Origin of the sequence: Citrobacter sp. Cpo103, assembly GCF_030332605.1 — a bacterium.
GTDB lineage: Bacteria > Pseudomonadota > Gammaproteobacteria > Enterobacterales > Enterobacteriaceae > Citrobacter > Citrobacter portucalensis.
In genome coordinates, this window is the sequence record NZ_JAOWHO010000027.1 from 1 (window position 1) to 8505 (window position 8505).

General features: G+C 50.4%; 4 protein-coding genes, 4 tRNA genes, 2 rRNA genes and 1 pseudogene. 2 read left to right on the forward strand and 9 right to left on the reverse strand.

The features are described 5' to 3' along the window. The 5 genes from tuf to OGX89_RS08480 all read right to left on the reverse strand — a co-directional run. Positions 1-1097 (reverse strand): elongation factor Tu (gene tuf / locus OGX89_RS08460; RefSeq protein ID WP_118262821.1); only part of this gene is annotated, 1097 nt, incomplete at its 3' end. Between the two features lie 118 nt (positions 1098-1215). Next, positions 1216-1291: transfer RNA gene (locus OGX89_RS08465), tRNA-Thr, on the reverse strand. Positions 1292-1296: 5 nt separating this feature from the next. Further along, positions 1297-1371 (reverse strand) — tRNA-Gly (locus OGX89_RS08470). A gap of 114 nt (positions 1372-1485) precedes the next feature. Next, positions 1486-1570 (reverse strand) — tRNA-Tyr (locus OGX89_RS08475). An 8-nt stretch (positions 1571-1578) separates the two neighbouring features. Further along, positions 1579-1654, reverse strand: a tRNA-Thr gene (locus OGX89_RS08480). Between the two features lie 19 nt (positions 1655-1673). Between OGX89_RS08480 and OGX89_RS08485 the strand changes: the two are divergent. Beyond that, positions 1674-1754: pseudogene (locus tag OGX89_RS08485) on the forward strand (hypothetical protein); the annotation flags it as partial. A gap of 290 nt (positions 1755-2044) precedes the next feature. Next, on the forward strand, positions 2045-2995 hold the full coding sequence (gene coaA, locus OGX89_RS08490; RefSeq protein ID WP_003031107.1) for a type I pantothenate kinase: 951 nt from the start codon (positions 2045-2047) through the stop codon (positions 2993-2995). A 32-nt stretch (positions 2996-3027) separates the two neighbouring features. Here coaA and birA read toward each other — a convergent pair whose 3' ends face one another. From birA to OGX89_RS08510, 4 genes are all read right to left on the reverse strand, one after another. Beyond that, positions 3028-3990, reverse strand: a complete 963-nt coding sequence (gene birA, locus OGX89_RS08495; RefSeq protein ID WP_003826969.1) for a bifunctional biotin--[acetyl-CoA-carboxylase] ligase/biotin operon repressor BirA — start codon at positions 3988-3990, stop codon at positions 3028-3030. Continuing rightward, complete coding sequence (gene murB, locus OGX89_RS08500) at positions 3987-5015, reverse strand: UDP-N-acetylmuramate dehydrogenase (RefSeq protein WP_003826971.1); 1029 nt, start codon at positions 5013-5015, stop codon at positions 3987-3989. The genes birA and murB overlap by 4 nt, the downstream gene beginning before the upstream one ends. A gap of 247 nt (positions 5016-5262) precedes the next feature. Continuing rightward, positions 5263-5378 (reverse strand): 5S ribosomal RNA (rrf, locus tag OGX89_RS08505). 96 nt (positions 5379-5474) lie between these two features. Then, positions 5475-8382 (reverse strand): 23S ribosomal RNA (locus OGX89_RS08510). Between the last annotated feature and the right edge of the window lie 123 nt (positions 8383-8505).

Below are 8505 nucleotides of genomic sequence, written 5' to 3' on the forward strand. Positions count from 1 at the left end.
GGGTGGATCAGGGTAACAACCATTTTGATGTTGTCGCCCGGCATTACCATCTCTACGCCTTCCGGCAGTTCGATGGTACCAGTCACGTCAGTAGTACGGAAGTAGAACTGCGGACGGTAGCCTTTGAAGAACGGAGTATGACGGCCGCCTTCGTCTTTGGACAGAATGTACACTTCAGATTCGAACTTGGTGTGCGGCTTGATAGAGCCCGGCTTAGCCAGTACCTGACCACGTTCGATTTCTTCACGTTTGATACCACGCAGCAGAACACCAACGTTCTCACCAGCACGGCCTTCGTCCAGCAGTTTGCGGAACATTTCAACGCCAGTACAGGTAGACTTAGCAGTCTCTTTGATACCAACGATTTCAACTTCTTCACCAACTTTGATGATACCGCGCTCTACACGACCGGTAACAACGGTACCACGACCGGAGATGGAGAATACGTCTTCGATAGGCAGCAGGAACGGCTTGTCAATCGCACGCTCTGGTTCTGGGATGTAAGAATCCAGGAAGCCAGCCAGTTCGATGATTTTCGCTTCCCACTCTGCTTCGCCTTCCAGCGCTTTCAGAGCAGAACCACGAACGATCGGAGTGTCGTCGCCCGGGAAATCGTACTGAGACAGAAGTTCACGAACTTCCATTTCTACCAGTTCCAGCAGCTCTTCGTCATCAACCATGTCGCATTTGTTCAGGAACACGATGATGTACGGAACACCTACCTGACGACCCAGCAGGATGTGCTCACGAGTCTGCGGCATCGGGCCGTCAGTCGCAGCAACAACCAGGATCGCGCCGTCCATCTGCGCAGCACCGGTGATCATGTTTTTAACATAGTCGGCGTGGCCCGGGCAGTCTACGTGTGCGTAGTGGCGAGTCGGGGTGTCATATTCAACGTGAGAAGTGTTGATGGTGATACCACGAGCTTTTTCTTCCGGCGCGTTATCGATCTGGTCGAATGCGCGAGCAGCACCGCCGTAGGTTTTAGCCAGAACGGTAGTGATTGCAGCGGTCAGCGTTGTTTTACCATGGTCAACGTGGCCGATAGTACCGACGTTAACGTGCGGTTTAGTACGTTCAAATTTTTCTTTAGACATCGATTGTCCCTCTAAGACACGGATAAATCGGTGATATCACCACATCAACCAGGCAATATACCTGAGCTGTTGAATGCTTTTAAAAGTAAACAGAGAGAAACGGGAAGGAGAAGTGAAGTGGTGCTGATACCCAGAGTCGAACTGGGGACCTCACCCTTACCAAGGGTGCGCTCTACCAACTGAGCCATATCAGCACGTCTGGAGCGGGCAGCGGGAATCGAACCCGCATCATCAGCTTGGAAGGCTGAGGTAATAGCCATTATACGATGCCCGCATCCTGAAACTCGGCTACCCAGTTCTTTCTGCAACAAAGAAGAGATCTCTCTCTTTTCTGTTCGAGCTGATTAATTTTTTAATCAACTCAGGCGGCGATAACGCTGCCAGAAAGTGGTGGTGGGGGAAGGATTCGAACCTTCGAAGTCTGTGACGGCAGATTTACAGTCTGCTCCCTTTGGCCGCTCGGGAACCCCACCGGACTTGATGGTGCCGACTACCGGAATCGAACTGGTGACCTACTGATTACAAGTCAGTTGCTCTACCTACTGAGCTAAGTCGGCATCAAGTAGCGCGCATTTTATGGAGACATGCGCACTCATGCAACTAAAAAATTGCATAAAATGTTCTATCGCTCACATTTTGCACTATACGACCGATAAATAATCTATTTCCTCTTTGGATTGGACAAATTTCCAACGTCAGGTGCCTCCTCAGAGAGGAATTTTGCTCCGGCAGGTACGCTTTGATAGAGAGAAAGCACATCTTTATACATCTGGAATACTCGTCACATTGCATTTCAGAGGATGATTTTTTCTTATTATTCCCCCCCATCTGGTGTTACCCTCCTGCCCATTGTCCAAATTAACTGAAATGTGCGTGCCATTGCGTACCGGGGATGATTTCGTTTTTTACCGCAGACCTGATATAGCAATGACAGCCAGACCATGCGTATGAGTATAAAAGAGCAAGCGTTAACGTCGCCTTACCTACAGTTTGATCGCAACCAGTGGGCTGCGCTTCGTGATTCCGTGCCGATGACCCTGACCGAGGAAGAGATTGCTCGTCTTAAAGGCATTAACGAAGACTTATCGCTGGAAGAAGTTGCCGAGATTTATTTGCCTCTCTCGCGTTTGCTAAACTTTTACATCAGTTCGAACCTGCGACGTCAGGCCGTGCTGGAGCAATTTTTAGGCACGAATGGCGAGCGTATTCCTTATATTATTAGCATTGCTGGCAGCGTCGCCGTCGGTAAAAGTACGACTGCGCGTGTTTTGCAGGCTTTGCTCAGTCGCTGGCCCGAGCATCGCAAGGTCGAGTTGATTACTACCGATGGCTTTCTCCACCCTAACCAGGTATTGAAAGATCGTGGACTGATGAAGAAGAAAGGCTTCCCCCAGTCCTATGATATGCATCGCTTGGTTAAATTCGTTTCCGATCTGAAATCAGGCGTACCTAACGTCACGGCGCCGGTCTATTCCCATCTCATCTATGATGTGATCCCTGATGGCGACAAAACCGTTGCCCAGCCCGACATATTAATACTCGAAGGGCTAAATGTATTACAAAGCGGGATGGACTATCCTCACGATCCGCATCATGTATTTGTTTCTGACTTTGTCGACTTTTCTATTTATGTTGATGCGCCAGAAGAATTACTCCAGACGTGGTATATCAACCGTTTCCTGAAATTCCGTGAAGGGGCGTTTACCAACCCGGACTCTTATTTCCATAACTATGCAAAATTATCAGAAGATGAGGCTATCAACACCGCCACATCGTTATGGAAAGAGATTAACTGGCTGAATTTAAAACAAAATATATTACCAACGCGTGAGCGAGCAAGCTTAATCATGACGAAAAGTGCCAATCATGCCGTTGAGCAAGTCAGGTTGAGAAAATAAATAAAGAAGGGGAGCAACAGCTCCCCTTCTTATTACTCAGCGCTTCTTAGCGATATTTCTCCACCCATCCAGGGTTTGATCTCGCCATTTTGTTCAAGCAATAATGCACCTTGCGCGTCTATTCCACGTGAGATGCCAAATATTTCTTTATCACCAATAATAAGTTTGACCGGACGGTCGATAAAGTTATCCAGTCTCTTCCAGCGAGACAGATACGGCGCTAAACCTTCGTGCTCAAAGAGCACTAACGCAGCACGCAACTCACGTATCAGTCGGGCAGCAAGGGTATTGCGATCAATGTTAATGCCCGCTTCCTGCAGGTTAATCCAGCCTTGATTAACCACATTTTCTTCAACCCGGCGCATGGACATATTAATACCCGCACCGATAACAATCTGCGCGGCATCCCCTGTCTTACCGGTCAGTTCAACCAGGATCCCTGCCAGCTTACGGTCGAGCAAATAGAGGTCGTTGGGCCATTTTACACGTACCTTCTCTGCGCCCAGATCGCGTAAAACCTCAGCCATGACGATACCAATAACCAGACTCAGGCCAATCGCGGCAGCCGGTCCTTGTTCCAACCGCCAGAACATTGAAAGGTACAGGTTGGCACCAAACGGTGAAAACCATTTGCGACCACGGCGGCCGCGCCCGGCTTGCTGATATTCAGCGACACAGGCATCCCCTGACTCCAGTTGACCTATTCGATCCATCAGGTACTGATTGGTTGAGTCGATAACCGGCAAAACAGTGATATTCCCGCCATCCAGTTGAGAATGAATAAGGGAGGCATCTAATAGTTGGATAGGCTCCGGTAAGCTGTATCCTTTACCTGGAACAGTAAAGACATCAACCCCCCAGTCGCGTAACGTCTGGACATGCTTATTGATTGCGGCACGGCTCATTCCCAACTTTTCACCGAGCTGCTCACCGGAATGAAATTCGCCGTCAGCGAGTAATGAAATAAGCGTCAGAGGGACGGTATTATCCTTCATGCAATGATCTCCACAGCATTCAATTCACCCTGCGGGCCAATAAACCGGACCTCTGGTTCGAGCCAGACATTAAATTTCTCACCGACTTTTTGGCGCACATGGTGTGCAAGTTGCACTACATCCTGACTCGTCGCATTATCTGCATTGATCAGCACCAGTGCCTGCTGCTGATGTACCGCTGCGCCACCAATGCGCATGCCTTTTAGCTGGCATTGATCGATCAGCCAGCCTGCTGCCAGTTTCACAGAGCCATCAGCCTGCGGGTAATGAGGTGCTGTTGGGAATTTTGCCAGGAGCTCCTGCGCAATCTCTGCGGTGACAACCGGGTTTTTAAAGAAGCTTCCTGCATTACCGTTTACTTTCGGATCGGGCAGTTTTGTCGTGCGCATATGGCAGACAGAATCAAAAACTTGCTGAGGCGTCACCGTTGTAGGATCCAGGCGCGTCAGATCGCCATAGGTCAGTACCGGATGCCACTGTTTAGACAAGCGTAAACCAACAGCAATAATTGCGAAGCGATCCTGGTATTCATGTTTGAAGATGCTGTCACGATAACCAAAACGACATTCTGCTGCACCAACACGCAGATGTTTGCCAGTCGACAGCTCAACGCAGTCTACGTATTCGCAGACGCGCTGTAGCTCTACGCCATAGGCACCTATATTCTGGATTGGCGATGAACCCACGCAGCCTGGGATAAGCGCCAGATTTTCCAGCCCAGGCATACCAAGCTGCAACGTATGCTGGACCAGATGATGCCAGTTTTCACCCGCACCTACGTGCAAATGCCACTCATCAGGTTGTTCTGTAATCTCAATACCCTTAATACGATTGACGATCACCGTACCCTGGAAGGTATCAAGAAACAGGACGTTACTCCCTTCGCCCAGGATCAGTACTGGATGATGCGATGCATTGGCTGATTGCCAGGCATTCAGTAATTGTTGTTCATTTTCGGCGCAGACAAGTTCATTCGTTTGCTGATCGATACCGAAGGTGTTCCAGGCTTTAAGGGAGTGATTCATAGACGCTTTCCTGATGCAAAATCGCGCCTAGTTTACCGCATATGCCGCAGGATGGCTTGTGTTATGGAGGTTTTGGATATTGCTTTGCACCCGATGATGCTGCGATGTGATGTGCCTGATGCGCTGCGCTTATCAGGCCTACAAAATACGTTCAGCCCAGCCCCTGCACGCCGCATCCGGCGGTTTTCATCCCGCACAGACGCAAAAAAGCCCATCCGGCAGGATGGGCTTCTTCACCTTAATTGATGCCTGGCAGTTCCCTACTCTCGCATGGGGAGACCCCACACTACCATCGGCGCTACGGCGTTTCACTTCTGAGTTCGGCATGGGGTCAGGTGGGACCACCGCGCTACAGCCGCCAGGCAAATTCTGTTTATCAACACGCTTTTGCATGTCAATCTAATCTGTAATCAGGCTGAATATTGTCTCTGTCTTTCGCCAAAACATCTTCGGCGTTGTAAGGTTAAGCCTCACGGTTCATTAGTATCGGTTAGCTCAATGTATCGCTACACTTACACACCCGACCTATCAACGTCGTCGTCTTCAACGTTCCTTCAGGACTCTCAAGGAGTCAGGGAGAACTCATCTCGGGGCAAGTTTCGTGCTTAGATGCTTTCAGCACTTATCTCTTCCGCATTTAGCTACCGGGCAATGCCATTGGCATGACAACCCGAACACCAGTGATGCGTCCACTCCGGTCCTCTCGTACTAGGAGCAGCCCCCCTCAATTCTCCAGCGCCCACGGCAGATAGGGACCGAACTGTCTCACGACGTTCTAAACCCAGCTCGCGTACCACTTTAAATGGCGAACAGCCATACCCTTGGGACCTACTTCAGCCCCAGGATGTGATGAGCCGACATCGAGGTGCCAAACACCGCCGTCGATATGAACTCTTGGGCGGTATCAGCCTGTTATCCCCGGAGTACCTTTTATCCGTTGAGCGATGGCCCTTCCATTCAGAACCACCGGATCACTAAGACCTGCTTTCGCACCTGCTCGAGCCGTCACTCTCGCAGTCAAGCTAGCTTATGCCTTTGCACTAACCTCCTGATGTCCGACCAGGATTAGCTAACCTTCGTGCTCCTCCGTTACTCTTTAGGAGGAGACCGCCCCAGTCAAACTACCCACCAGACACTGTCCGCAACCCGGATCACGGGTCTACGTTAGAACACCAGCCATTAAAGGGTGGTATTTCAAGGATGGCTCCATGCAGACTGGCGTCCACACTTCAAAGCCTCCCACCTATCCTACACATCAAGGACCAGTGTTCAGTGTCAAGCTATAGTAAAGGTTCACGGGGTCTTTCCGTCTTGCCGCGGGTACACTGCATCTTCACAGCGAGTTCAATTTCACTGAGTCTCGGGTGGAGACAGCCTGGCCATCATTACGCCATTCGTGCAGGTCGGAACTTACCCGACAAGGAATTTCGCTACCTTAGGACCGTTATAGTTACGGCCGCCGTTTACCGGGGCTTCGATCAAGAGCTTCTCCTTACGGATAACCCCATCAATTAACCTTCCGGCACCGGGCAGGCGTCACACCGTATACGTCCACTTTCGTGTTTGCACAGTGCTGTGTTTTTAATAAACAGTTGCAGCCAGCTGGTATCTTCGACTGATTTCAGCTCCATGGGTAAACCACTTCACCTACATATCAGCGTGCCTTCTCCCGAAGTTACGGCACCATTTTGCCTAGTTCCTTCACCCGAGTTCTCTCAAGCGCCTTGGTATTCTCTACCTGACCACCTGTGTCGGTTTGGGGTACGATTTCGTGTTACCTGATGCTTAGAGGCTTTTCCTGGAAGCAGGGCATTTGTTACTTCAGCACCGTAGTGCCTCGTCATCACACCTCAGCGTTAATAAGGTACCGGATTTACCTGGAACCTCCGCCTACATGCTTAAACCGGGACAACCGTCGCCCGGCTAACATAGCCTTCTCCGTCCCCCCTTCGCAGTAACACCAAGTACAGGAATATTAACCTGTTTCCCATCGACTACGCCTTTCGGCCTCGCCTTAGGGGTCGACTCACCCTGCCCCGATTAACGTTGGACAGGAACCCTTGGTCTTCCGGCGTGCGGGTTTTTCACCCGCATTATCGTTACTTATGTCAGCATTCGCACTTCTGATACCTCCAGCATACCTCACGATACACCTTCAACGGCTTACAGAACGCTCCCCTACCCAACAACACATAGTGTCGCTGCCGCAGCTTCGGTGCATGGTTTAGCCCCGTTACATCTTCCGCGCAGGCCGACTCGACCAGTGAGCTATTACGCTTTCTTTAAATGATGGCTGCTTCTAAGCCAACATCCTGGCTGTCTGTGCCTTCCCACATCGTTTCCCACTTAACCATGACTTTGGGACCTTAGCTGGCGGTCTGGGTTGTTTCCCTCTTCACGACGGACGTTAGCACCCGCCGTGTGTCTCCCGTGATAACATTCTTCGGTATTCGCAGTTTGCATCGGGTTGGTAAGTCGGGATGACCCCCTAGCCGAAACAGTGCTCTACCCCCGAAGATGAGTTCACGAGGCGCTACCTAAATAGCTTTCGGGGAGAACCAGCTATCTCCCGGTTTGATTGGCCTTTCACCCCCAGCCACAAGTCATCCGCTAATTTTTCAACATTAGTCGGTTCGGTCCTCCAGTTAGTGTTACCCAACCTTCAACCTGCCCATGGCTAGATCACCGGGTTTCGGGTCTATACCCTGCAACTTAACGCCCAGTTAAGACTCGGTTTCCCTTCGGCTCCCCTATTCGGTTAACCTTGCTACAGAATATAAGTCGCTGACCCATTATACAAAAGGTACGCAGTCACACCCCAAAGGGTGCTCCCACTGCTTGTACGTACACGGTTTCAGGTTCTTTTTCACTCCCCTCGCCGGGGTTCTTTTCGCCTTTCCCTCACGGTACTGGTTCACTATCGGTCAGTCAGGAGTATTTAGCCTTGGAGGATGGTCCCCCCATATTCAGACAGGATACCACGTGTCCCGCCCTACTCTTCGAGTTCACAACACATGCACTTTTGTGTACGGGACTTTCACCCTGTATCGTGCGACTTTCCAGACGCTTCCACTAACACACATGCTGATTCAGACTCTGGGCTGCTCCCCGTTCGCTCGCCGCTACTGGGGGAATCTCGGTTGATTTCTTTTCCTCGGGGTACTTAGATGTTTCAGTTCCCCCGGTTCGCTTCATTACGCTATGTATTCACGTAATGATAGTGTGACGAATCACACTGGGTTTCCCCATTCGGAAATCGCCGGTTATAACGGTTCATATCACCTTACCGACGCTTATCGCAGATTAGCACGTCCTTCATCGCCTCTGACTGCCAGGGCATCCACCGTGTACGCTTAGTCGCTTAACCTCACAACCCGAAGATGTTTCTTTCGATTCATTATCGGTTTGCAAAAATTTGAGAGACTCGAACACACCGCTTTTCATTTCTTATTACGGAGAAATGAAACAGTGTGTCGTTTCAATTTTCAGC

Bases quoted from the DNA above. Each gene is read 5' to 3' on its own strand.
- coaA (WP_003031107.1), top strand. From the start codon at position 2,045: ATGAGTATAAAAGAGCAAGCGTTAACGTCGCCTTACCTACAGTTTGAT.
- birA (WP_003826969.1), bottom strand. From the start codon at position 3,990: ATGAAGGATAATACCGTCCCTCTGACGCTTATTTCATTACTCGCTGAC.
- murB (WP_003826971.1), bottom strand. From the start codon at position 5,015: ATGAATCACTCCCTTAAAGCCTGGAACACCTTCGGTATCGATCAGCAA.